This window comes from Neobacillus phoenicis (genome assembly GCF_047302305.1).
GTDB lineage: Bacteria > Bacillota > Bacilli > Bacillales > Cytobacillaceae > Neobacillus.
In genome coordinates this window covers 727641-749247 of the sequence record NZ_CP154847.1, presented here as the reverse complement: position 1 = coordinate 749247, position 21607 = coordinate 727641, and the positions used below count along the sequence as shown (strand labels likewise).

24 protein-coding genes, 1 rRNA gene and 1 pseudogene are annotated in these 21607 nt (G+C 40.0%); 10 read left to right on the top strand and 16 right to left on the bottom strand.

Translation table 11 applies throughout. The features are described 5' to 3' along the window. Positions 1-113 precede the first annotated feature (113 nt). The 3 genes from AA0X95_RS03855 to AA0X95_RS03845 all read right to left on the bottom strand — a co-directional run bounded on the left by AA0X95_RS03855 (position 114) and on the right by AA0X95_RS03845 (position 3457). Positions 114-1651, bottom strand: a 16S ribosomal RNA gene (locus AA0X95_RS03855). A gap of 372 nt (positions 1652-2023) precedes the next feature. Continuing rightward, positions 2024-2830, bottom strand: a complete 807-nt coding sequence (locus AA0X95_RS03850; RefSeq protein WP_413305579.1) for an aminoglycoside phosphotransferase family protein — start codon at positions 2828-2830, stop codon at positions 2024-2026. Positions 2831-2887: 57 nt separating this feature from the next. Next, positions 2888-3457, bottom strand: coding sequence for a cysteine hydrolase family protein (locus AA0X95_RS03845; protein ID WP_413309836.1), 570 nt, complete (start codon positions 3455-3457; stop codon positions 2888-2890). Between the two features lie 93 nt (positions 3458-3550). Here AA0X95_RS03845 and AA0X95_RS03840 point away from each other — a divergent pair, with 93 nt between their 5' ends. After that, positions 3551-4078, top strand: a complete 528-nt coding sequence (locus AA0X95_RS03840) for an ECF transporter S component (protein WP_413305576.1) — start codon at positions 3551-3553, stop codon at positions 4076-4078. Between the two features lie 139 nt (positions 4079-4217). Here the strand turns inward: AA0X95_RS03840 and AA0X95_RS03835 are convergent, their stop codons facing one another. Then, a complete protein-coding gene (locus tag AA0X95_RS03835; RefSeq protein WP_413305573.1) occupies positions 4218-4592 on the bottom strand; it encodes a hypothetical protein in 375 nt (124 codons plus the stop codon). An 81-nt stretch (positions 4593-4673) separates the two neighbouring features. Here AA0X95_RS03835 and AA0X95_RS03830 point away from each other — a divergent pair, with 81 nt between their 5' ends. After that, positions 4674-5015, top strand: coding sequence for a YqzG/YhdC family protein (locus AA0X95_RS03830; RefSeq protein ID WP_413305570.1), 342 nt, complete (start codon positions 4674-4676; stop codon positions 5013-5015). Positions 5016-5458: 443 nt separating this feature from the next. Here AA0X95_RS03830 and AA0X95_RS03825 read toward each other — a convergent pair whose 3' ends face one another. Further along, positions 5459-5953 (bottom strand): hypothetical protein, encoded by a 495-nt coding sequence (locus tag AA0X95_RS03825; RefSeq protein ID WP_413305567.1) that lies wholly within the window; start codon positions 5951-5953, stop codon positions 5459-5461. A 447-nt stretch (positions 5954-6400) separates the two neighbouring features. On the opposite strand from AA0X95_RS03825, the gene AA0X95_RS03820 reads away from it, so the two are divergent. Continuing rightward, complete coding sequence (locus tag AA0X95_RS03820) at positions 6401-6820, top strand: SRPBCC family protein (protein WP_413305564.1); 420 nt, start codon at positions 6401-6403, stop codon at positions 6818-6820. A gap of 267 nt (positions 6821-7087) precedes the next feature. Here the strand turns inward: AA0X95_RS03820 and AA0X95_RS03815 are convergent, their stop codons facing one another. After that, positions 7088-7354 (bottom strand): DUF4190 domain-containing protein, encoded by a 267-nt coding sequence (locus tag AA0X95_RS03815; RefSeq protein ID WP_413305561.1) that lies wholly within the window; start codon positions 7352-7354, stop codon positions 7088-7090. A gap of 150 nt (positions 7355-7504) precedes the next feature. Next, on the bottom strand, positions 7505-7945 hold the full coding sequence (locus AA0X95_RS03810) for an SMI1/KNR4 family protein (RefSeq protein ID WP_413305558.1): 441 nt from the start codon (positions 7943-7945) through the stop codon (positions 7505-7507). A 157-nt stretch (positions 7946-8102) separates the two neighbouring features. Here AA0X95_RS03810 and AA0X95_RS03805 point away from each other — a divergent pair, with 157 nt between their 5' ends. Continuing rightward, positions 8103-8570, top strand: coding sequence for a DUF3291 domain-containing protein (locus AA0X95_RS03805; protein WP_413305556.1), 468 nt, complete (start codon positions 8103-8105; stop codon positions 8568-8570). Positions 8571-8586: 16 nt separating this feature from the next. Here AA0X95_RS03805 and AA0X95_RS03800 read toward each other — a convergent pair whose 3' ends face one another. Further along, positions 8587-9405, bottom strand: a complete 819-nt coding sequence (locus AA0X95_RS03800) for a sugar nucleotide-binding protein (protein ID WP_413305553.1) — start codon at positions 9403-9405, stop codon at positions 8587-8589. Between the two features lie 185 nt (positions 9406-9590). On the opposite strand from AA0X95_RS03800, the gene AA0X95_RS03795 reads away from it, so the two are divergent. After that, the gene (locus AA0X95_RS03795; protein ID WP_413305550.1) at positions 9591-10007 is read left to right on the top strand and encodes a DUF1284 domain-containing protein; all 417 of its coding nucleotides are present in this window, start codon (positions 9591-9593) and stop codon (positions 10005-10007) included. Positions 10008-10677: 670 nt separating this feature from the next. Here AA0X95_RS03795 and AA0X95_RS03790 read toward each other — a convergent pair. From AA0X95_RS03790 to AA0X95_RS03780, 3 genes are all read right to left on the bottom strand, one after another. Further along, positions 10678-11550: a YitT family protein gene (locus tag AA0X95_RS03790; protein WP_413305547.1), complete on the bottom strand. Its 873-nt coding sequence runs from the start codon at positions 11548-11550 to the stop codon at positions 10678-10680. A gap of 537 nt (positions 11551-12087) precedes the next feature. After that, positions 12088-12948, bottom strand: coding sequence for an EamA family transporter (locus AA0X95_RS03785; RefSeq protein WP_413305545.1), 861 nt, complete (start codon positions 12946-12948; stop codon positions 12088-12090). 17 nt (positions 12949-12965) lie between these two features. Then, positions 12966-13451, bottom strand: coding sequence for a hypothetical protein (locus tag AA0X95_RS03780; RefSeq protein WP_413305543.1), 486 nt, complete (start codon positions 13449-13451; stop codon positions 12966-12968). Between the two features lie 93 nt (positions 13452-13544). Between AA0X95_RS03780 and AA0X95_RS03775 the strand changes: the two genes are divergently transcribed. Then, the gene (locus AA0X95_RS03775) at positions 13545-15308 is read left to right on the top strand and encodes a dihydroorotate dehydrogenase (protein WP_413305540.1); all 1764 of its coding nucleotides are present in this window, start codon (positions 13545-13547) and stop codon (positions 15306-15308) included. A 31-nt stretch (positions 15309-15339) separates the two neighbouring features. On the opposite strand, the gene AA0X95_RS03770 is transcribed toward AA0X95_RS03775, so the two are convergent. Continuing rightward, positions 15340-15888 (bottom strand): DUF4865 family protein, encoded by a 549-nt coding sequence (locus AA0X95_RS03770; protein WP_413305538.1) that lies wholly within the window; start codon positions 15886-15888, stop codon positions 15340-15342. 110 nt (positions 15889-15998) lie between these two features. Between AA0X95_RS03770 and AA0X95_RS03765 the strand changes: the two genes are divergently transcribed. After that, complete coding sequence (locus tag AA0X95_RS03765) at positions 15999-16784, top strand: LysR family transcriptional regulator (RefSeq protein WP_413305535.1); 786 nt, start codon at positions 15999-16001, stop codon at positions 16782-16784. A gap of 47 nt (positions 16785-16831) precedes the next feature. Here the strand turns inward: AA0X95_RS03765 and AA0X95_RS03760 are convergent, their stop codons facing one another. Next, positions 16832-16963: a hypothetical protein gene (locus tag AA0X95_RS03760; RefSeq protein ID WP_413305533.1), complete on the bottom strand. Its 132-nt coding sequence runs from the start codon at positions 16961-16963 to the stop codon at positions 16832-16834. A gap of 153 nt (positions 16964-17116) precedes the next feature. Continuing rightward, a pseudogene (locus AA0X95_RS03755) lies at positions 17117-17233 on the bottom strand (ATP-binding cassette domain-containing protein); the annotation flags it as partial. 96 nt (positions 17234-17329) lie between these two features. Here AA0X95_RS03755 and AA0X95_RS03750 point away from each other — a divergent pair. Then, positions 17330-17818, top strand: coding sequence for a hypothetical protein (locus AA0X95_RS03750; protein WP_413305531.1), 489 nt, complete (start codon positions 17330-17332; stop codon positions 17816-17818). Then, on the top strand, positions 17799-18308 hold the full coding sequence (locus AA0X95_RS03745) for a hypothetical protein (protein ID WP_413305529.1): 510 nt from the start codon (positions 17799-17801) through the stop codon (positions 18306-18308). Before AA0X95_RS03750 ends, AA0X95_RS03745 begins: the two co-directional genes overlap by 20 nt. Positions 18309-18544: 236 nt before the next feature. Here AA0X95_RS03745 and AA0X95_RS03740 read toward each other — a convergent pair whose 3' ends face one another. Next, positions 18545-18934: a VOC family protein gene (locus AA0X95_RS03740; protein ID WP_413305526.1), complete on the bottom strand. Its 390-nt coding sequence runs from the start codon at positions 18932-18934 to the stop codon at positions 18545-18547. A gap of 708 nt (positions 18935-19642) precedes the next feature. Between AA0X95_RS03740 and AA0X95_RS03735 the strand changes: the two genes are divergently transcribed. Next, complete coding sequence (locus AA0X95_RS03735) at positions 19643-20143, top strand: hypothetical protein (RefSeq protein ID WP_413305523.1); 501 nt, start codon at positions 19643-19645, stop codon at positions 20141-20143. A 190-nt stretch (positions 20144-20333) separates the two neighbouring features. On the opposite strand, the gene AA0X95_RS03730 is transcribed toward AA0X95_RS03735, so the two are convergent. After that, complete coding sequence (locus AA0X95_RS03730; protein ID WP_413305521.1) at positions 20334-21425, bottom strand: PrsW family intramembrane metalloprotease; 1092 nt, start codon at positions 21423-21425, stop codon at positions 20334-20336. Between the last annotated feature and the right edge of the window lie 182 nt (positions 21426-21607).

Below are 21607 nucleotides of genomic sequence, written 5' to 3'. Positions count from 1 at the left end.
AGTTTTCAAAGAACGATGTTTTGAGAGAAAATTGCACTCTCAAAACTAAACAAACAAGAAACAATCAAACAAACATGTTTTGTCTGGCTCATATGTCCAGCTTATATCCTTAGAAAGGAGGTGATCCAGCCGCACCTTCCGATACGGCTACCTTGTTACGACTTCACCCCAATCATCTGTCCCACCTTAGGCGGCTGGCTCCTTACGGTTACCCCACCGACTTCGGGTGTTACAAACTCTCGTGGTGTGACGGGCGGTGTGTACAAGGCCCGGGAACGTATTCACCGCGGCATGCTGATCCGCGATTACTAGCGATTCCGGCTTCATGTAGGCGAGTTGCAGCCTACAATCCGAACTGAGAATGGTTTTATGGGATTGGCTAAACCTCGCGGTCTTGCAGCCCTTTGTACCATCCATTGTAGCACGTGTGTAGCCCAGGTCATAAGGGGCATGATGATTTGACGTCATCCCCACCTTCCTCCGGTTTGTCACCGGCAGTCACCTTAGAGTGCCCAACTGAATGCTGGCAACTAAGATCAAGGGTTGCGCTCGTTGCGGGACTTAACCCAACATCTCACGACACGAGCTGACGACAACCATGCACCACCTGTCACTCTGTCCCCCGAAGGGGAACGTCCTATCTCTAGGAGTGTCAGAGGATGTCAAGACCTGGTAAGGTTCTTCGCGTTGCTTCGAATTAAACCACATGCTCCACCGCTTGTGCGGGCCCCCGTCAATTCCTTTGAGTTTCAGCCTTGCGGCCGTACTCCCCAGGCGGAGTGCTTAATGCGTTAGCTGCAGCACTAAGGGGCGGAAACCCCCTAACACTTAGCACTCATCGTTTACGGCGTGGACTACCAGGGTATCTAATCCTGTTTGCTCCCCACGCTTTCGCGCCTCAGCGTCAGTTACAGACCAGAAAGCCGCCTTCGCCACTGGTGTTCCTCCACATCTCTACGCATTTCACCGCTACACGTGGAATTCCGCTTTCCTCTTCTGCACTCAAGTCCCCCAGTTTCCAATGACCCTCCACGGTTGAGCCGTGGGCTTTCACATCAGACTTAAAGGACCGCCTGCGCGCGCTTTACGCCCAATAATTCCGGACAACGCTTGCCACCTACGTATTACCGCGGCTGCTGGCACGTAGTTAGCCGTGGCTTTCTGGTTAGGTACCGTCAAGGTACCGGCAGTTACTCCGGTACTTGTTCTTCCCTAACAACAGAGCTTTACGACCCGAAGGCCTTCATCGCTCACGCGGCGTTGCTCCATCAGACTTTCGTCCATTGTGGAAGATTCCCTACTGCTGCCTCCCGTAGGAGTCTGGGCCGTGTCTCAGTCCCAGTGTGGCCGATCACCCTCTCAGGTCGGCTACGCATCGTCGCCTTGGTGAGCCGTTACCTCACCAACTAGCTAATGCGCCGCGGGCCCATCTGTAAGTGACAGCCGAAACCGTCTTTCAGCTTTTCCTCATGAGAGGAAAAGGATTATCCGGTATTAGCTCCGGTTTCCCGAAGTTATCCCAGTCTTACAGGCAGGTTGCCCACGTGTTACTCACCCGTCCGCCGCTAACCACCGAAGTGGTTCGCTCGACTTGCATGTATTAGGCACGCCGCCAGCGTTCGTCCTGAGCCAGGATCAAACTCTCCAAGAAAGTTGATTAGCTCATTTTGTTACGTTGGCTTGTTTCAATTAAGAAACAAAATATTATTGTTTGTTGACGCTTTTGTTTGTTTAGTTTTCAAAGAACAATTTCACCATCGCTCAAAAGCGACTTTATCATCTTACCAAGTTATCAACCGGAAGTCAACAACTTTTTTACTTTCTTTTTTCAAGCGTTACTGGCTAGCAGCAACAGAAATTAATATTATACTATAAAACCAACTTCGTCAATCCTGAATTTTTATTTTTCAAAAGGAACAACTAAAACTATGTTATTCCGCATCAGGAATTACTATATTACTATCACATTCGCCTCGTGTCAACAACATTTAGATTATATCCAGTTCCAGTCTAAAAATTCACCTTAAAAGAACTCGTATAATCCGTTAACAAAATAATCATATTCCCTTTTATTAATGATCTTTCCTCCATAGCCTTCAAAGAAAATCTGTTGATCTACTTCATTCTCGAATACATTGGGTTTGGGGCGAATCGCTATTGAAACATCATATCTAGGGTCTCCATAAGCTCCACCACCCCAATCAATTACACCTGTAATGATCCCGTTTTTCACTAATACATTATCTATTGTATAATCTCCGTGAATAAGCGTCTGCTTATACTCATTAGGCCTATCCCTTTTAATCCTCTCTAATAACTGTTCACTTCCATCCACCTGGCTATTTTTCAAATTCCATTCCGCCTGAACCAACATTTGATCAAGCCAAGGTTGTTGTTCATGTGTAAACTCTTTTGGACAAGGAGTTAAATGGATTTGAGAAAGGGTAGTACCAAAGTTAAATATCATCTCTCTTCTTTTCTCCTCGTTCTCCTCGTTAAATAAAGCCGTTCTTAAGGTTTCCCCCTCGAAGAAATCCAATAGAGCCCAAGATTGACCTTTATTTTTCTCCAAAAGGTATCTCTTCACTTTCGGAATGGGCAAAGTGCTTCCACTATCCAAAAGGTTAATCACGGTTATTTCTTTATTTAGCCAAGAATTAAATATCTCCCTTTTTGTTCTTTTTAAGACGTACATGCCACTACTTGTATCAATTATTCCTACATCAGAGGTATATCCTTGTCGTGGAAATCTAATGGAATGAATGGTTCCAACGTATTGTTTTATTTCAATAGGGATTTCGCTCATTAGTATTGGGTCCAATTTGTTCACTCCGAATTATGTAAATGAATTAATTTAATACGATGTTTTTTCATAAAAGGGGCAATATCACTTCAAAGTGCCAATCCAAGCGTCAACAGTCTGCACATCTGCTTGGCGTGGGAATACTTTTTCCATGAGCACACGGTGGACCTCAGAATCTGCATCCAGACACGCATCCGAAAGCACCGTAATCGAATAGTCTTTATCCGCCGCTTCCCTTACTGTTGATAATACGACTCCACTTGTAGAAATTCCGCTGAGAATAAGTGTGTCAATTTGTTGTGCGCGAAGGATGACTTCAAGATTGCTACCCGCAAATGCACTAATACGATACTTGGTAATAATGGGCTCATCAGGTTTAGGCTGGACAGATTCGTGAATCTGGGTAGATGAATCCTTGAGGGTCATTCCACCGGATTTAGAGATTGCGGAGAATATCTTGTTGGTTGGGCTAACCTCTGGGTACCCTTCGCTAAACCCTACTCGAACAAAAATGACGGGTATACGATTTTGCCGAGCGGCTTCCACAGCTCTTTGGAATGGTTGAAGAACCTCTCTATTTTCTGCGAAGCGGGATACAATACCATTTTGCAGATCCATTACTAGCAATGCAGTTTTACCATTTTGATTGTTCATGTGTTTTCTTCTCCAATTCATTTTAATCGTATTACGTATTTATTAAGTATGTGTATATATGATATTATTTTAAAAAACAGAAGAGGTAATCATATGAATACAACATTATCATCTCCAGGAACAACTAAAACAAGAGTTATCGTCATCAACGCACTTTTTATCGCCTTAACCCTCGTAGCCACAATGTTCATTAACATTAGGCTCCCATTAATGGGTAACGGAGGTCTCATCCATTTGGGTAACGTACCTCTTTTTATAGCTGCCTTAGTATACGGCAAACGAACAGGATTCATAGCAGGCGCTTTCGGAATGGGCTTGTTCGATGTGATTTCTGGATGGGCCCTATGGTCACCATTTACCTTTGTCATTGTTGGGGCGATGGGCTTCGTAGTCGGACTTATTTCCGAGAAAGTACCTGGTAAAAGGGTCGTTGTGAACTCTCTTGCTATTGCAACTGCTCTAATCATCAAGGTGGTTGGCTACTATTTTGCCGAAGTGATTCTATACGGAAACTGGATTCAGCCTTTTGGTTCGGTCCCTGGAAACATCATGCAGGTCGTCATAGCGGGTATCATCGTAGTACCTCTTGTAGGACGATTGAAAAAGAGAGCTAAACAATAATTTCATGATAGATTACTTAGAGAGGATGTTTCCTCTCTTTTTTTCAGGTTTTTTTTGCAAAAAATGTTGTAGCATCCGTACTAGGAGGGACAGTCCCCCAGCGCTTTAAAGCAGCGGGGGACTGTCCCCAACATTGTTTTTATTCCATTAGGTTCAAGGCGGAATGAATATAGTATTTTTTGGTCACTACATTCCCTGAGTCGCTAAAAACTCCCACTTCAAATTTCGAATTCTCACCTTCAAAAATCATTCTTCCATCGGGCCCACGTTCAAACACTATTTTTGAAATGTCCTTTCTCGGAGACGAATTAATCTTTTGGATTATTTGACTGATCACCTTCTTATCTTTAATGACAAACGGTCCTTCGTTATCCCCATTCTTATAAATGGTGATTTTTGTTATGTCATTATCTTCAATAATTTTATCTTCGAAATGATTGTATCCACATCCACATAAGATGATTATCGTGAGAATTACCGAACCTATTAGAAATAAGTAAGATCGCTGATTCATTTCCATCCACCCATCTAAAATTCGTACATAAATTATGATTAATCATCTAAAGATAAAAATAAAAACAAAGAGGATACTCCTATGAAAAAGTTATTGATTTGTTTGATCATTATTTTCGTTTCAAGCTCAAGTGGAATCTATTCATCAAGCTATCTTCATACCTCATACGCGCAACGGAAGCCTATTCCTCCTTATGCTAAGTGGGGACAGTTGGCAATGAAGAGTACACAGGAGAAGTACCCGAATGCCCAGATTAATGACTATCTCCATATCGGACGAATTAGTGGCTCTCGGACATCAACTGAGAAATTTAAATTATGGTTAAAAGATCAACAAAAAGAATTTGGCGTTTTGGTAGATATTGAATTTAACAATACTACAGAAAAAGTCATTAAGGTCACTTTTAAGGAAACAACGAAATGATGCTGTGAACTAGCCTGGGGTACGTAGTCCCCGCGAAATGATTAATCAATTGTCCTCTTTAATTAGAAGAGTGATCGCTAATACGGCAAAAGAGGATAAACCAAGGATAAGAGCGACTATAAATATGACACCTTCTCTAAATATTTGAGATAGTAAAAAACAAGTACACAAAATGATATAGCAAACTTTAAAGACAGATTTCTTCATGGGTTCTCCCTGTCTTTTTCTATTTAGCACCAGTAGTAGTAATAAAACGAAAACGGCTAAGATACAGGAACTAATCGTTCCAAAGAGGGTATCCGAATATCCTGCCCACCCTATAATTAAATCTATTAATAGTGCACTAACAGTACCTACATAGAGTGCTTTTCCGTTTTTGTTCGTTCAGAAATTTTTAGCATAACCCATCCCCCTGAAGCACAATCTCTTAACCATTAAACGCGTCAATTTTTCGCAATCGGAATTCTTTTTTCAAAGGAAAACCCAAGGTAAGTATAGTAGATCTTCACTTCGTATATAGGATTTCTGTTCATTACGGTTAAGCCATAGCTTTTATCGTTCTCAGTGGCAGTGCCGTTGTTTACTGTTTCTAAATTTTCCGAGGGCGAAGTATGCGGCAGGAGCTTCACATCTTTGATGTCTGTCATCCCGTACTCTTTGGCTTTACCATCAAAATTCTCAGATACAATGAAGCCCTTTAAGGGATTACTTACCTGGATTTTCGCATCCACTAGTTCTTCATTATCATTTACCACTACTCTCTTAATCTTTATATCTCCAAAACCTTTGTTTCCTATTTCTAGTATAAGAATTTGCTTATTCTCGGAAGTACCTATACTAATGGTTCCAGTCTCTAAAGGTGGATTAACTTTAATAAAAACAAAAAATCCAATCAATACAATCGCAAAAATTAGGATTGATATCATTGTTTTTCGCACTTCTCACGGCCCCTTAGCTTACCCACCCACAGCTTGAATGTAGGTTTCTTCTCCGTCTTTAAAAACCCGAAGAATCTCAGTATCTGTGTTATTGTAAATTTCATCTAATTTTTGGTTAGTTTTATTTTTGTTGTCTTTTTTCGAACTCTGATTCAAATAGATGTTAAGCGTAACCCCATTTCTAAATGACTGTTAGTAATGGAACAAGGTCGTTTCTTCCTTAGATAATTCTTCGTGTTAGAAAAGTATTCCTTTTTTGTCGCCAAACTCGTTTTATTTTAATAAAATAAAGCCCACAAATGATGTGGGAACAGTCGAATTACAATGACTTGAAAAGGATACAATGAATAAGTGGCGTGAATTTTCGTAATCTTTTACAATTAAGTCAGGCACCTAATGTGGACACATCGCTTAAAAAAGATCGTACTAAGAGAGGCGGTAGATGTGATGGAAACATCAAAAAAAGTTAAAGTCGAAACAACCGTTCAAGCCCCAGTTGAAAAGGTATGGGAATACTGGACAGAGCCCACACATATAAAAAAATGGAATAGCGCTTCAGACGACTGGCACACACCCATTGCTGAAAATGATCTAAGACCGGGAGGGAAATTCCATTCAAGAATGGAAGCCAAAGATGGCAGTTTTGGGTTCGATTTTGGTGGAATTTATGATGAAGTGAAATTACATGAGGTGATCGCTTATACACTCGGCGATGGAAGAAAAGTTCAAATCACCTTTAAAGGTCAAGGAAACGAAACCCATGTAATCGAAATGTTTGATGCAGAAACGTCAAATCCAATTGAGATGCAACAACAAGGTTGGCAGGCGATTCTGGACAATTTTAAAAAATACGTGGAGCAATCGTAAGAAGCGGTAATGTCAGGCACCGTTCGGGGCAACTGTGCCTTGAAGGTGCCTGACACCATTAATCTCTGATTCCTGTTGTTATCTTAAATGAGATCTACGTATTCAACTGAACAACCAAACGTATTGGATAAAACCTCGGTCTAAAAAGTCATCTTCCGATTCTCCGTGACGAATCAACAAAATCTGCAGCTTTTTCACACTCCTAAATAAAGAAGTTATTTTATTCAAACTCTCATCCTTTTTTATAATCATGGATAGTATTAATTACTATGAAGATTCAGTCATGTAAAAAAGACTGATTGACAAAATCATTAGTAAAATGAGAAGAGCGTGAAGACATATTCCCACGATGCTACAAACCTTTCCTGAAATAGCCAACCCTCTACCATTTTCATTGGAATGATCAATCTCTTTAATACTTTTAGATGATAAAACAAGCCCAATAATACCAAGGACTAAACCAATGTAAGGCACTATTATTGATAGTATTCCCAACGTAAGTGCAGCAATGGATTTATTATTCGTTTTCTCCACTTTATTTCCCTCCTTTAATAGAATTTTACTTTTCTATCTTATGTGGCGAACTTTTCTCTTATAAAAAAATAGAAATATTGATTGTTTGGTTTATTTACCTATTTTCCTATCAAAAAGTCCACAGTCTCCTGTCATTGCCCCGAGTTCCAATCAAACCCCAATCTTACCAGTCATCCACCCCTCCATAAAATGTTTTAATGAAGCAGCAACCCAGGTTCGACTATCATCTTCGTGATTCCACACATATATATCTGTTTTTTCAATGGTTCCGTTCTTTACTATGGCGTAGAAAAATAGGTCGCCATTTCCCGCATCAGAGAAAAACAATAGATTTTCAAACGGCATATACATATCCTTATAATCTTCAAAATTTCTAAAAAATAGATTGTCTTTAAGAATTTGAGTAGTTGACCATATCAAAGGACAATTCCAATGATCGAAAACACCATTTGTTTCATTCAACAAGCCAGCTAGTTCATCTGGTAAATCAACAACATTTAGTTCTTTTTGAATTTGAGAAATCTCAAACGTTGTTGCAGGGTCCCTAAAGTGATGCTCTTTTGATACAGACATAACAAATTCTTTCCACATACCCATTCTCCTTTAATAATAAATAATTATGATTTATTTCCACTTCTGTTTAAGAAACTCCTCCTTTCAAAGAAAGGGGACTGTCCCCAAACTCCTTATGAATGAGTCCAGCCTTGCATGAATATATTTAGGAAAAGATAGAAACGGGGAGGTCGTTATGGCTTTTGTTGCAATCTATACTGTTGGTAGGCTAAAACATCCTTATGAACATCCTGCCTCACGTGAGTTTTATGAAGTTGGATACAAAGTAATGAGACAGGCTGCTATATCAGGGCATCTTATTGAGGAATTCTCACCTAAAGGAGTGCCATTCCCTGAGGAAGTGGTCAAAGGTGAGGGTGCTCCTATTCTTACACTAACAGTATGGAGAAGCCTTCAATCTTTATATCGTTTTACCTATTCAGGTAAACATAAGCAAGCGCTTCGAGACAGGAACAAGTGGATTGAACCTCATCAAGAGAAACAACCTACATATGTGGTGTGGTGGGTGGAGAAGGTGAAAGATGTATCCTGGGAAGAGGCTTTCCAGAGATACAACCATTATATTCAGCATGGAGCAACTCCTTTTGCGTTTGACTATAAGCATGCTTTCGATGAAAGTGGGAAGACGCTCTTGGTTAACTAGCCAGGGGCATTCTTTTTTAACCCAATAAGTATGAAATAATCTCTTTATTATTGATCTGCAGCGAACTCGGTATATCCTCCCGATTTGATTTCAAGGCAAAATAACATATTTCTGCACTATCTTGAAAAAGTCTATATCGCAATAGACTCGTATCACTTGCAACCGCACTTATTATCTGTTCATAGAATTGGCCATGAGTCATCATATCTTCTGAAACTAAATGAAAAATACCTTTTAGCTTATTTTTAATAATGAACCTCAACTGTTTTGCTAACTGAACATCCAAAAGATTGTTACATACCAAATTACTGTACACATCGATCACTTTATTCTTTTTTATGCTTTCTTTAAATAAGTTCCATCTTGGAGAATTCTTACCCCATATCGCTGGGATTCGGATGATTATCGCACGCTCACCTAAAATCTCTTTTAACATAGTTTCGCATTTGATTTTGAAATTCCCATAATCTGATTCGGCAATAGGGAGTTCTGTTTCAGCGTGTGGCTTTGAATAGTCCCCATCAAACACATTAGTAGTAGAAAAGTAATACAAATGGGTACTACTCCCACGTAATTCCAATGCCAATTCTTTATGAAACGTGAGCTGATGTTCAAACTCTCCTCTTATGCAAGAAATCACAATGTCGGGTTTAATTGTGCATATAACTTCTCTCAACTCATCGGTTTGTTGAAGTTCTAAATTAAACTGCTTACCTTCGGGAAGACTGGTTGACGTAGAAGAATATGTTCCATAGAGGTCAAATCCATCTCTAAATTCATCTAATAAAGCTCTTCCTACAAGACCGCTTGCTCCAAGAATAAGTACCTTTTCCATCAAAATCCCCCCATACGTAATCTCTTTTATTATAAAACGAATAATAACTTAAAAAAGATACTTAGTATCTAAACTAATCGATGAAATATTTTTTTTTGAATGTTATGATAAAAATCATAAGTCAACCAAACAACCATTTTAGTTAACTTTTAATATATTAATACCTGTCGAACTGGGGGTTTATTATGTATAAGCTACGTGGACATCATCTTTTTTGCCTTTTGGGCTATCGGGGAATGGGTTATTCCCAAGAATACGTGGAAAATATGACGCGTTTGCATCAGGATTTACGAAAAAACCCCAAGACTTTGATTGAGCTTGTTAAGGGACCTGATCAATTGTGTGAAAAGTACCCCAACACAGGGGACTACCACTGTCAGGACGCCAATCTCTTTGAGAGGGATGCGGTTATTTTAGAAAAAATGGGTCTTCACATCGGACAGAAACTGAAATGGGAGGACATTGAGTCCCGGATCCAAAAGCACGTCATTCCCACCGATATTCAAACCGTCTGTTCAACCTGCCACTGGCGTTCCTACGGGGTTTGCGAAGAAGGGATTCAAGAGATTCTTGATGGGAAGGGCTTGAGAGAAGTGAAATAAGCCCACCTTTTTTGCTAACGGGTTACTGAAAAAATAATTGGAAGTTGTGTGTGAAATAAATGTGATTTGAGGTTTGTATTAAAATCGACCAAATAAAAAATTTATTCATCCAGGTTATGAAGGACAAAAATCGGTGGGTTAACATGAAAATTGTCTTTCATCCGCGTTATGAAGGACAAAAATCGATTGGGTAACATGAAAATTGTCTTTCATCCGCGTTATGAAGGACAAAAATCGATTGGGTAACATGAAAATTGTCTTTCATCCGCGTTATGAAGGACAAAATTCGGTTAGCTAACATGAAAAATGTCTTTCATCCGCGTTATGAAGGACAAAATTCAGTTGGGTAACATGAAAATTGTCCTTCATCCGCGTTATGAAGGACAAAATTCGGTGGGTTAACATGAAAAATGTCTTTCATCCTCGTTATGAAGGACAAAATTCGGTGGGTTAACATGAAAATTGTCTTTCATCCGCGTTATGAAGGACAAAATTCGGTGGGTTAACATGAAAATTGTCTTTCATCCTGGTTATGAATTTCAAATCCTAATATGATTTTTCCTGTTAATGAAATGGCGAGGAACTGTGAAAACAAATCAGAGATTTGACCTACTTTTTACAGCTTGCACTCTGTAAGTAAACCCGTTTTTTGTCTTGCTTGAACTCTAATTTAATGAATATCATGCTTTCTGAAATTGCCGCCCTTTACTTCGGCTACGTCATAGACAGTAACAAAGGCCTTCGGGTCAATTTCATTGATGATTTCCTTTAGCTTGGTTTCTTCTAAGCGGTTAATAACACAGGTGATTTCTTTAAACATTTCATTGGTGAACCCGCCGTACGCTTCCTTATACGTTGCTCCACGGCCCAGGCGGTCACGGATGGTCTCGATCATTGATTCAGGCTGCGTGGTGATAATTTGAAAGGTTTTCGATCCACTTAAACCTTCTTCAACAATATGTATGACTTTTGAAGCGATAAAGTAGGCAATGGCCGATAGAATGGCGCCTTGGAGACCGAACACGGTAGAAACGAAGATAAATACAAAGGTATTTAAAAAGAGAATGAGATCACTTGTCCCAAACGGTAATTTCCGCGAGAGCAGGACGGCAAGCATATCAATTCCATCTAATGCTCCGCCATTACGCAAAGCTAACCCCATCCCAAAACCGAGGATGATCCCCCCAACCACGGTAATCAGCAAGGTATCCCCTTCAATAATGGCCGGAGTATGATGCAACAGGCTTGTCCCAACTGCTAGGGAAATGATTCCTATCACAGAAAAAATCGCGAAGCTTTTACCAATCTGTTTATAACCTAACCAAATAAAGGGGAGGTTCAACACGGCAATGAGAATTCCTAGTGGTAAATCAAACAGTTCGGAGCCAACGATGCTAAGGCCCGTCACGCCTCCATCAGATACGTTGTTTGGGATTAATACCGTTTCGAGTCCATAGGCCGCAATAAATCCGCCCAGGATGACCATTAATCCTCTTAAAATCATTCTAAGTTTGTTCGTCTTATTCTTTTTATTCGTACCCATCAAATTCCTCACTTTATAAATTTTATTTATTTAAGTTTACCATAACACTCTCCTTAACCTATTCTGCCCTGCCTGCCAACAGCTTACAGTGGAAAAATCGTCGCTCAAAGTTAAAAAGACGTCGCGTAGCGAGGTTCTATGAGCCCGATTACTTTCTGTAACGACGAGAAAGGTCGCATAGAGAGGTTCTATGAACCCTTTTCCTTCTCGGTACGACGGGAAAGGTCGCATAGAGAGGTTCTATGAACCCTTTTCCTTCTCGGTACGACCGGAAAGGTCGCATAGAGAGGTTCTATGAACCCTTTTCCTTCTCGGTACGACGAGAAAGGTCGCATAGAGAGGTTCTATAAGCTCGATTCCTTCTCGGTACGACGAGAAAGGTTGCTGCGAACTCTATTAAAGTCAGTTGAATCTTATCCTGTTTCATTGACTTCTGACAATGTTACTTGCTTTTCCTTCAACTCTGTCCGAAGTTGTCTCGGCTTCTGACTATGTTGCTTGCTTTTCATCCCACTCGGTCCGAAGTTCCAAAACCCCCTATAAAATCAAAACAATCGTCCCACCCGTAATAAGGACTCCGCCCCAAATCTTATGCTTGGCCACTCGCTCTTTTAAAATGATAAAACTCAACACCATCGTCAGCACGACACTGAATTTGTCGATGGGTGCCACGACCGAAACATCCCCCAAGGCAATCGCGGCAAAATAGCACAGCCACGACAGACCGGTGGCCACACCTGATAGGATAAGAAAAAGATAGCCCTTTTTGGAAATCCGCCACAACTCCTTAAAGGTCCCTTGAAACAATACAATCCCCCATGCAAAAAATAAGATGACAACGGTCCGCAGGAAAGTACCGACATTCGAATCGACCCCTTCCAGTCCTATTTTTGCTAAAATAGCCGTTAACGCAGCAAACACAGCTCCTATAATCGCATGGACAATATAGCGTTGCGAGCCCGTAAATCGTTTCTTCTCTTCATTTCTTCCAATTAAAATAAAGGTACCTATGGAAATAATGGCCCCACCCGCAATGACCATGGCTTTAGCAGGCTCTCCCAACACAAGCACAGATAAAATAATGGTCAGCACAATACTGGACTTATCAATAGCAACGACCTTCGACACTTCCCCAATCGCCAACGCCCTGAAAAAGAACAGCCAGGACAAACCAGTGGCAATGCCCGAAAGCCCTATAAACAGCATGGCTTTATTGGTAATCGTAGAAATCGTATGAAGTTGATGGGTAACTAAAACAACGATAAAAGCCATCACCACCACAACGATGGTTCGAACTGCTGTGGCTAAGTTAGAATTAACGTTCTCCATTCCGATTTTGGCTAATATCCCGGTGATTGCCGCAAACAATGCTGCCAATAATGCCAAAACTATACTCATGCCAACCCCTACTTTTCCTAGTTAAATTGAATAATATCACCGATAACAAACTCTTTTGTCACAGTCTTCCGATCTACCCAAGACACCCTTATGACAGCAGAATCGAAGGCCTTCTTTATGTCACTTTCACTCAGCCCTTTAGAGTAAAAGACAAACTCTTGTCTATACTTTGCAAAATTCTCCCCTTTATTATCCTGCTCAAAGCCACCACCATAAGAATATCTTTCCCTATCGATGGTATTAATTACCCTTTCCAGCCCATTTGGAATATGAATGGTGCGAGCGGTGATTTCATCGGTAGGGTCCATCTTTACGTCTAAAGTAAACTTTCTAAAGTCATTGATAGTAGGATGATCAAAACCTTTCGTTCCAACCATCCTAAATTCCTTCTTACTTAACTCTGAAATGTGAACCTCCACAGATAAATTGGGGTCATGTATGTTCGTGCAGGCAACTATAGAGAGAAGCATGAAAGCGAAAAATATATACACACGTTTCCTCATTTCCTTTTTCCTCCTTAATTCCGATTCAAAATATAGTAAAATATCAAGTAACCACCAAAAGTGTGCAAATTTTAGCAAAAGGGGTGACTACCCATGCCAGATTGGTCGTATCATACGCTATTCAAACCGATTCTTCATCAACTGCCCCCGTCCTTTAGCCGGGAGTTTATTCATCGCGGGATGAGTCTGTTATCATCGACCTTCATCGGGGAAAAATTAATTGAATTCCTTGGCCACATGACCCCTTCAAAAAAGCTAGAGAAACAGGCATTTGGCCTTCCCTTTGCTACGCCGGTTGGACTAAGTGGCAAAATCGACCCGCAACTATCTGGGCTTCAAGCCTTTCAAAACCTTGGATTCGGCTTCATCGAGATTGGACCGGTCTCCCTTCACGGTTCAATTGGGAAGGACGACTTGGACGTTCAAGAACAGACCCTGAGTTTGACCAATTTTTCTATCAAGCTATCTACCGTTAAAGATAACCTTCACTCTTTGAAAAAGAAGAAAGTCCCTTTTTTCATAAGGGCCGAGGGATCTTTGGAAGAAGTTGAGCAGATTTGCGAAGAGCTTCTCCCGTTTAGCGATGGGTTTATCGTCAACAACGATGCTTTTCCTTCAGCTGACCACTATCTTCTTTTTCGAAAAAAAATAAATAAACCCGTTATATTAGCCTATTCAGCAGACAACATAACTAAGCTAGAAAACTATCAACCTAGCGGAATCCTCCTTGAAGAATGCCAACTTGATACGCTCGTGGCATTAAGAAAAATGCTTGGTGAAGACGTCCCCATCATTACGTCAGGTGGAATTAGAGAACCACAGGATGGGGTCGTCTTATTGGAACAGGGTGCTTCCCTAGTGATGCTTGGCTTTGAGTATGTTTTTTCCGGACCTGGCTTGCCGAAGCGAATCAATGAGGCCTACAGCCACAGCTTGCCGAAGGAGTCAGTGAAGATAGAGGGCTGGCTGTGGTATTGGCTGTTTGGACTGGCGATCACTATCGCCGGCTTCATTGCCCTGTTTTTCAGCATGACATCGATTATTCTTCCATACGATGAGTCATTTTTAGGCATGATTCGAAGCGACCTTCTCGGTTTCAATCCGGCCATCTTATACTTTATGGCCCATGACCGGATGACCCTTTCCGGGACCATGATTTCGGGTGGAATCATCTACATGCAGCTAGCGAGGCATGGAATTAGGCACGGCCTCCATTGGGCAAGGAAAGCCGTCAATATTGCCGGTACGATTGGGTTCCTTGGCATTTTCTTATTTATCGGCTACGGCTATTTCGACTGGCTTCATGGATTGTTTTGGCTGGTTTTATTACCTTTATTTATTCTGGGCTATGTAAAATCACGAGCGGCGAACGAGACACCTACAAGTATTAACCGCTTCAATCATCAGCAATGGAAATGGAGCTTGATTGGGCAATTATCCTTCATCATACTCGGATTCGCCTTAACGATTGGCGGCGGCGTCATCTCCGTCATTGGAGCATCGACTGTTTTTGTTCCCACCGATCTGACTTATTTATGTCTCACGCCAGACATGCTCAATGAGTTCAATGACCGATTAATCCCCTTGATTGCCCATGACCGGGCTGGGTTCGGCAGCGCCTTGTTAAGTGTGGGACTGCTTGTCTTGATGCTGGCCTTATGGGGCATTCGCGAAGGGGAACGCTGGGTTTGGTGGACGTTTACACTCGGTGCCATACCCGCCTTTTTATCCGGACTAATCACGCATTTTGTCATTTCCTATACAGATTTCGTCCATCTACTACCTGCCTATTTTGCCGTCGTCCTCTACCTGGTCGGCGTCATTTGCACGGCTCCCTTTTTATTAACGCGAAAATAAGCCGACATCACTGGTCGGCTTATTTTCACTTCTATTGTGAGATGTGTAAAATTTCATAGATGGTTAGATTGCTAGATTGGTCCACTTCTGGTTTTTCTTGAAAAAAGCTGAAATGGCTATAGCCCCATTTATCAGGATTATAAATTAAAAAGTCCCCACCTTTTTGTTCTGGATTTTGTACAAATTGATCCACTAAAGTGAATGAAACATCGGTTAATGATTTTTGCTGCGAAATGTTCCCCGCATACTCAACCGCGTATCTACTTTTAGCAAAATTCTCTTCCAAGGATACATTCAAAGGAACTCCAATGTTAATATGCTGCCATCCGAATGAGGCTAAAATATTATCATAATACCCGTCGAAGACGAAGGAATTCATCCCTTGTCCAGTATTCCAAATATACAAGGGTGCATAGGAATTGTATAAGCCGCCGTTTTTCTCCGATTCAGTGGTTAAATAGGCCTTAAACAACAGCCCCGGAAATCCATCTGTCTTATGCCCATTTTCGCGCACTCGCCGTCTAATAATATCCATATCGTAATCCGTTGGTAAAATAACCTTATATTGCATGCCTATCATACGTACCACTCCTCTTATTCTCTTTAAAACAATGGTAACTTTTGGGTTTGATGATGTAAAATAGGTGTTAGTGATGAGTGGCATCATTTTAAATGATGGGGTTGAGTGAAATGGAGTTAAATGATCTGATTATATTTAAAACGGTAGTTGATGAAGGGTCCATCACGAAAGCGGCCAAAGAATTGGGGTATGTTCAACCGAATGTATCCGAACGAATCAAGAAACTCGAACAAGAGCTAGAGGCCCCTTTATTGCATCGGAATCACAAAGGCATTTCGTTACTACCATCTGGAGAAATTTTGTTGGAGTATGCGAACCGCATCTTACATTTAGTAGATGAAGCCAAGCGTGAAATTAAAATCGGCGGGGAGACGTACCGTATTGGCACATCCCAATCCATTTTGTCCGCTTACTTAAAGGACCGGATTCAAGAAGACTTTATGAAGTATCAGTTAATTATTGATCATAGCAGTCAATTGCAGCCATTGTTACTTCAACAAAAAGCAGATATGATCATTACCTACACGAATCATGCGAATCCTGAGTTGGAAGAGGTATTCCGCACCATGCTTTCAATGAGTCTGCAAAAAGCAAAGGGTGGACCTGTTCCTAATTATGCCGATGAGTTCTTTTTCGTTAGTCATGATACACAGTGTCCTTTTCGCATGCATACCGTTGCCTTCATGGAGGAGCATGGACTCTCCAAGCGAAAACTCCATCAGGTGGATTCTTATTCGTTAATAAGAGAATTCGTCGCTCAAGGGAAAGGGTTAGCATTCTTGCCAAGTAACACGGTGGATGTTGAAAATATCGACGAGTTAACGACTGCCGATCTTCCGATTTATTTTTATATTCATTGCGCCTCGCAGAAACAAATTCCCCGTGACATTTTTTAAAAAGAAAAGGAAGAAAGAGGTATAAATCAATCTTCCTTCCTCTTTGTTTAACTTTGAATTAACTCATAAACTTTTTGGAGATTTGCTTTAAAATACTGGGTAAAGTACCAGTCTTGATACGCTTCAGGTACTAAAATATCATCCATGCTTCGGTTACTTAGCTTCGGGTTATGTTCCATTCTTACTCAATACTCCTTTATTTTTTTCATAGTTATGTACAAAAATGATTGGAATATTAATTCTTATCTCTTAACGGATAAGCAAAAAGTATGGAACGATACCGAAATGGGCAATATTGCTTATTCAACAAAACTCCCCCTATAGCAATAAAAAATCATGTTGATTAATGTTGACTTCCCATTTCCTGACTTTCCTACAATAGAAACAAATTCCCCTTTTTGAATCGTGAGTGAAATGCCCGCTTTTAAAGCTACTACACAATTTAGGATGCATTATAAATAGTTTAATATGGAATATTAGTTACAACAGCATAATTACTAGGAAAAAAAATTAGGCAAAATGTAAATGAAAGGAACCATAAGATAATGTTTTTAATTGGGGTAATTGCCTTTGCCGTTTTATCATTAACTTCCTTCTGGATTAAGCCTAAGAATATTCATCTGTTCGAATTGTTAGCCATCTGGTTTAGTGTAACCGCAGTAAATTCTCCAATCTACTCGTTTTTTCTGATAAATAAACATTGGATTACTGTATCCGATAACAAAGAACTAGCCATTATTCGTATTATTTATACTGAAGTAATATGTCCTCTTATTATTACATGGATTCTCGATGAGTCACTCGCGGTAAAACACGCCATTTTGAGATACTTGTGTTATCTTGTGACTCTTGCAATTTTCTTTTTGGCAGGATTTGCACTCCACTTATTGGGAGTTATACGTTTCAGTTCAGTAGGGATGTTATGGTATACACCTTTCAAAGCAATCCCATTAATTATTGCCCTATTATCGGTTCGGTGCATTCGATATCTAATGAGAAAAGATGGGATATATTATGAGTCAACAAAATATTAACCTGTGGTTTAATATTATATTTTTTCTCTTGGGTATCTTTTTAGTATATCGGCTTCCTCAACGGTTACCTATAACCGTGACAATACTTATCATGACCATGAGTTTAGCAATTGCTTTGGGTTTAGATCATACTATAGGAGCTCCCCCAATAGATTTATACGATACAAACATTGAGCCATGGCTAACCCTCACTGAAATTCTAACTTGGGGCATGTATCCAATTTCGGGATACTTGTATATTTATCTATACGACAAGTTTAATGTTAGAGGTTATTTTATTCCATTATTTATTTTGTGTTGGTCAACATTCGGGACTGTGTTTGAGGAATTGGCGAAAATCTTTAAGGTTTTTGTATATAAAGATTGGGCTAGCCGCTATTCATTCCTTGTTTATTTGTTCACTCAATTATTAACAACAATTGTATTTAACTTTCTAATGAAAACCTATCGAAAAACGGTAAAGGATAAGAAGGTTTTTCGTGAATATTAGTGTGGTAGTTAAGATATACAAAGACGATTTGTATGCCAAAATGCAACCAAAATTGTAAGGATAAAAAAGCCAGTGTACCCCTACAAATCCTGTACATTTTCCTATGGGGATTTTAGGGAAATCCCGTATAAATAGCTCTATAGCAATAAAAAATGAGTGTCAAATTCATCTGCAATTTGGCACTCATTTTAATTAGCGGCAGGTAACGGAACCCGTTAGTAGTAGCGCTCCCTACTTTATAGATCTTTTTGATCCACATTTAGCTCAATCAAATTCCCATCCGGGTCGGCACAAAAAATTTGTGCAAATCCACTTTTTCCGTGTGGTTTTTCAAGTACTTCCACTTCCTTCTGCTTCAACCATTCCAAAGTGTCATAGTAGTTCGCCACTCTAAGGGCAAAGTGACCTTCTCGGCTGGATAAGCGTTTATCCTGACGAATCGTCTGCGATGAAGGATCAACTATCAAGTGAAGCTGTTGGCCCTCGACTTCGTACCAGGCGCCTGGAAAATCAAAAGCCGGACGCGGTATTTCCTTTAAACACAGAATTCTACTATAAAAGTCTTTAGCTTTTTCCAAATCTGTCACTGTCAGACTTACGTGATGGATGCAACTGTAAGTAATCAAAACCGTCCCTTCTTTCCTTAGAATCTGGGTGGAATAAATATAGAGGCTGAAGTAACTTCCTTCTGCCTCTTTGCTGTGTCCCTTGCCCCGAGTGTTTAGGGGAGGACAATTTTACAAACTTTTTTATTCATGACAAATCGATTTATACTTGGCAAATATTTTTTTATCGAGACATCTTTTCGAATAACTAAGTCTTTGAAAAGGAAAAATGTATTTAATACATTTATTTCAGGTGAAAACTAATGACCATATCCATATTTATCTATATTTTGGTGGTATTAATCATATCCTTTTGCAGCTATAAAAAAAAGCTTCACCTATTTGAAATTTTGTTTATTTGGATGACGGTTTGGTTAATAACACATTCGGTTTCTTCTATTTTGATTGTAAATTTAAAAGTTCTTGGCCTATCACAAACTCAAAGTGATTTTTGGATGCATTTTTTTAAACGTCTTCTTTTATATCCCTTGATTATTGTAATTTTTTTAGATATTCACTTAAGGATAAACACCGTTTTCATAAAAGTGTTTCTTTTTTGCATAAATATCCTTTTGATTTCTGTTTTAGAGTTTATATTCATTCATTTAGGCATCCTAATTAATAAACATTTTAGTTTTGGTTCAGCCCTACTAGAATGGACTTTTACTATTTTACTCACCTATCTCTCTTGGCTTTGGTATCATAAAAAACGTTTAGTGAGGTATTAATATGCTCCTTTACTTTCCAAAGCAGTTTGATGCCAATGAGTGGACCATACTCATTGGCATCCTTTTCAACTTTTTAGTATTTAAACTATTGCCAAATAGAATGTCTAAAGAAATTACACCTCTAATTTGTTTACTAAGTATCTCCTTTCCAAAAGTAATGGACCATACAATGGCAGTGAAACCCTTCAATCTTTATGATTTAACCGATTCAAGTAAATACGAACTCTTTGACGTCGCATTATACGGGGTTTTTCCTGCTTTCGGCTTTCTTTTTATTAATATTTATGAGTATTTCAACTTAAAAGGCCCTAAGTTAGTGGTCTATCTAGTCATTTGGTCTTTCTTTAGTGTTGGTTTTGAATTTTTATTAGTAAAATTGCATGTTTTTGTCTATACAGGCTGGAAGTTAGTTTTTTCTTTGCCCATTTATATCGTGGTTCTATCTCTCACACTTTTGTTTTATAAGTTTTTAATTTTTTATAAAAATCAAGAGAATATTTAGGTGTTATTCTTATTTTAATGAAAGGCTCTGTTAAACTTGACTGTTGTTTCCGCTCCAATCAACAGGTAATAAAAATCAACACTGTTCTTTAACACAGCCTAATGAAAAACAAATTAAAGGGCTTCAATAGCCCTTTTTATTTTTGACTCTGTTTAACTCAGCTTTTTTTGACGACCCTTCCCCTCTTCCCTTAGGATGTAGGCTCAAAAGGAACGCTGCTCAATTGTACTTTCTTCGTGGCGATTTCCTTTAAGCCCCTTCGAATCATCAGAAAAACTACAATCCATGATACGAGCATCAGGAAGATTTGTCCAACTGGAAATATACCTGGTATTGGGGTGTCCCATAAAGCATGCATTAACACGACAAGAGCGAAGACTCGGATAAACCTTGGTTTTAGCAACATGCTCAGCTCAAATTTGTGGTTTCCTTGTACCCGGCAAAAAGCGGCTCCCGTTAATGCGGCCCACGCCACATGTCCTCCTGGAGCCAAGAAGCTGCGCACCAGGATGGTGGAATACAGGCCAGGGAAACTGCCGGATAATAGAGCCCTTAGTGAATAACCAGCCGTTTCGAATGCCGCAAAGCCCGCTCCGACCGCAGCTCCTAACAGCAGTCCATTGAGAGTGTACCGGTATTTTCTCGTTCGCACGAAAAAAATGACGACCAGTGCTTTGGCTAGTTCTTCTACAATCCCAATCGTAATCGGGTTGATGTTATTTTTTAGGATATTAAAAAACAACAGTGCCACTAGCATAGAAAGGATGCCGCCGATAAAGACTACATAAATGATTCGATAGATCGCAATATTCTGGGGTGCGTTCATCTCCCAAAAGAAGATCAGCGTCGAGATGGGAACGGCAAACGCCCCGACAATAATTAGCCCCGGTATAAAGTTGATATTTTTGAAATAGCTCACACCCAGGTATAATCCTATAAAAGCAAGAAGGGCAAATAGAAAGACTCTTGCAAACAACCAAGGCTTTGGCCACGTTTCCTTTACCTCGCCAATCTTTGGTGTGGTAAGGGCCGTTCCTACGATAAAAAGCCGTTCCGCCTCCAGTTCACTATGCTTACGGAACACCCGCGAGAAGATATTTTGGAATTTAGGCTCCACCGAACGGAACTGCTTCGGAACCGCATCAACATACGTGGCAAATTCATAAAAAAGGCTGCTTGAATCCTGATGCGTCTCTCCGTCCTTCAAAAAGGTATGGCCGCAATTAATGCAATACCTTCCCACATCACTCTGACTGACATAATCACATTCCGGGCATTTCATGTGTGGATCCTCCTCATTATGTGTTCTCTTTGCCCTCAAGACTATTTCATCCTTATAAAAAATGGGCAAATTAATATGGATAAACCAACAAGTAATACACCGACCGCCCCCAACCTATTTTTTCCCTTTAGTAAAAAGTAAGCATGGCCAAAGCTATAAAAAGAGCTTAAAAGGACAATCGT

Excerpts from the sequence above, each read along its gene's own strand:
- AA0X95_RS03845 (WP_413309836.1), bottom strand. The coding sequence starts at position 3,457 with ATGAACAATCAAAATGGTAAAACTGCATTGCTAGTAATGGATCTGCAA.
- AA0X95_RS03765 (WP_413305535.1), top strand. The coding sequence starts at position 15,999 with ATGGAGTTAAATGATCTGATTATATTTAAAACGGTAGTTGATGAAGGG.
- AA0X95_RS03745 (WP_413305529.1), top strand. The coding sequence starts at position 17,799 with ATGAGTCAACAAAATATTAACCTGTGGTTTAATATTATATTTTTTCTC.
- AA0X95_RS03810 (WP_413305558.1), bottom strand. The coding sequence starts at position 7,945 with ATGTGGAAAGAATTTGTTATGTCTGTATCAAAAGAGCATCACTTTAGG.
- AA0X95_RS03735 (WP_413305523.1), top strand. The coding sequence starts at position 19,643 with ATGCTCCTTTACTTTCCAAAGCAGTTTGATGCCAATGAGTGGACCATA.
- AA0X95_RS03835 (WP_413305573.1), bottom strand. The coding sequence starts at position 4,592 with ATGAATCAGCGATCTTACTTATTTCTAATAGGTTCGGTAATTCTCACG.
- AA0X95_RS03775 (WP_413305540.1), top strand. The coding sequence starts at position 13,545 with ATGCCAGATTGGTCGTATCATACGCTATTCAAACCGATTCTTCATCAA.
- AA0X95_RS03730 (WP_413305521.1), bottom strand. The coding sequence starts at position 21,425 with ATGAAATGCCCGGAATGTGATTATGTCAGTCAGAGTGATGTGGGAAGG.
- AA0X95_RS03785 (WP_413305545.1), bottom strand. The coding sequence starts at position 12,948 with ATGAGTATAGTTTTGGCATTATTGGCAGCATTGTTTGCGGCAATCACC.
- AA0X95_RS03760 (WP_413305533.1), bottom strand. The coding sequence starts at position 16,963 with ATGGAACATAACCCGAAGCTAAGTAACCGAAGCATGGATGATATTTTA.
- AA0X95_RS03820 (WP_413305564.1), top strand. The coding sequence starts at position 6,401 with ATGGAAACATCAAAAAAAGTTAAAGTCGAAACAACCGTTCAAGCCCCA.
- AA0X95_RS03830 (WP_413305570.1), top strand. The coding sequence starts at position 4,674 with ATGAAAAAGTTATTGATTTGTTTGATCATTATTTTCGTTTCAAGCTCA.
- AA0X95_RS03840 (WP_413305576.1), top strand. The coding sequence starts at position 3,551 with ATGAATACAACATTATCATCTCCAGGAACAACTAAAACAAGAGTTATC.
- AA0X95_RS03770 (WP_413305538.1), bottom strand. The coding sequence starts at position 15,888 with ATGATAGGCATGCAATATAAGGTTATTTTACCAACGGATTACGATATG.
- AA0X95_RS03805 (WP_413305556.1), top strand. The coding sequence starts at position 8,103 with ATGGCTTTTGTTGCAATCTATACTGTTGGTAGGCTAAAACATCCTTAT.
- AA0X95_RS03790 (WP_413305547.1), bottom strand. The coding sequence starts at position 11,550 with ATGGGTACGAATAAAAAGAATAAGACGAACAAACTTAGAATGATTTTA.
- AA0X95_RS03780 (WP_413305543.1), bottom strand. The coding sequence starts at position 13,451 with ATGAGGAAACGTGTGTATATATTTTTCGCTTTCATGCTTCTCTCTATA.
- AA0X95_RS03800 (WP_413305553.1), bottom strand. The coding sequence starts at position 9,405 with ATGGAAAAGGTACTTATTCTTGGAGCAAGCGGTCTTGTAGGAAGAGCT.
- AA0X95_RS03750 (WP_413305531.1), top strand. The coding sequence starts at position 17,330 with ATGTTTTTAATTGGGGTAATTGCCTTTGCCGTTTTATCATTAACTTCC.
- AA0X95_RS03795 (WP_413305550.1), top strand. The coding sequence starts at position 9,591 with ATGTATAAGCTACGTGGACATCATCTTTTTTGCCTTTTGGGCTATCGG.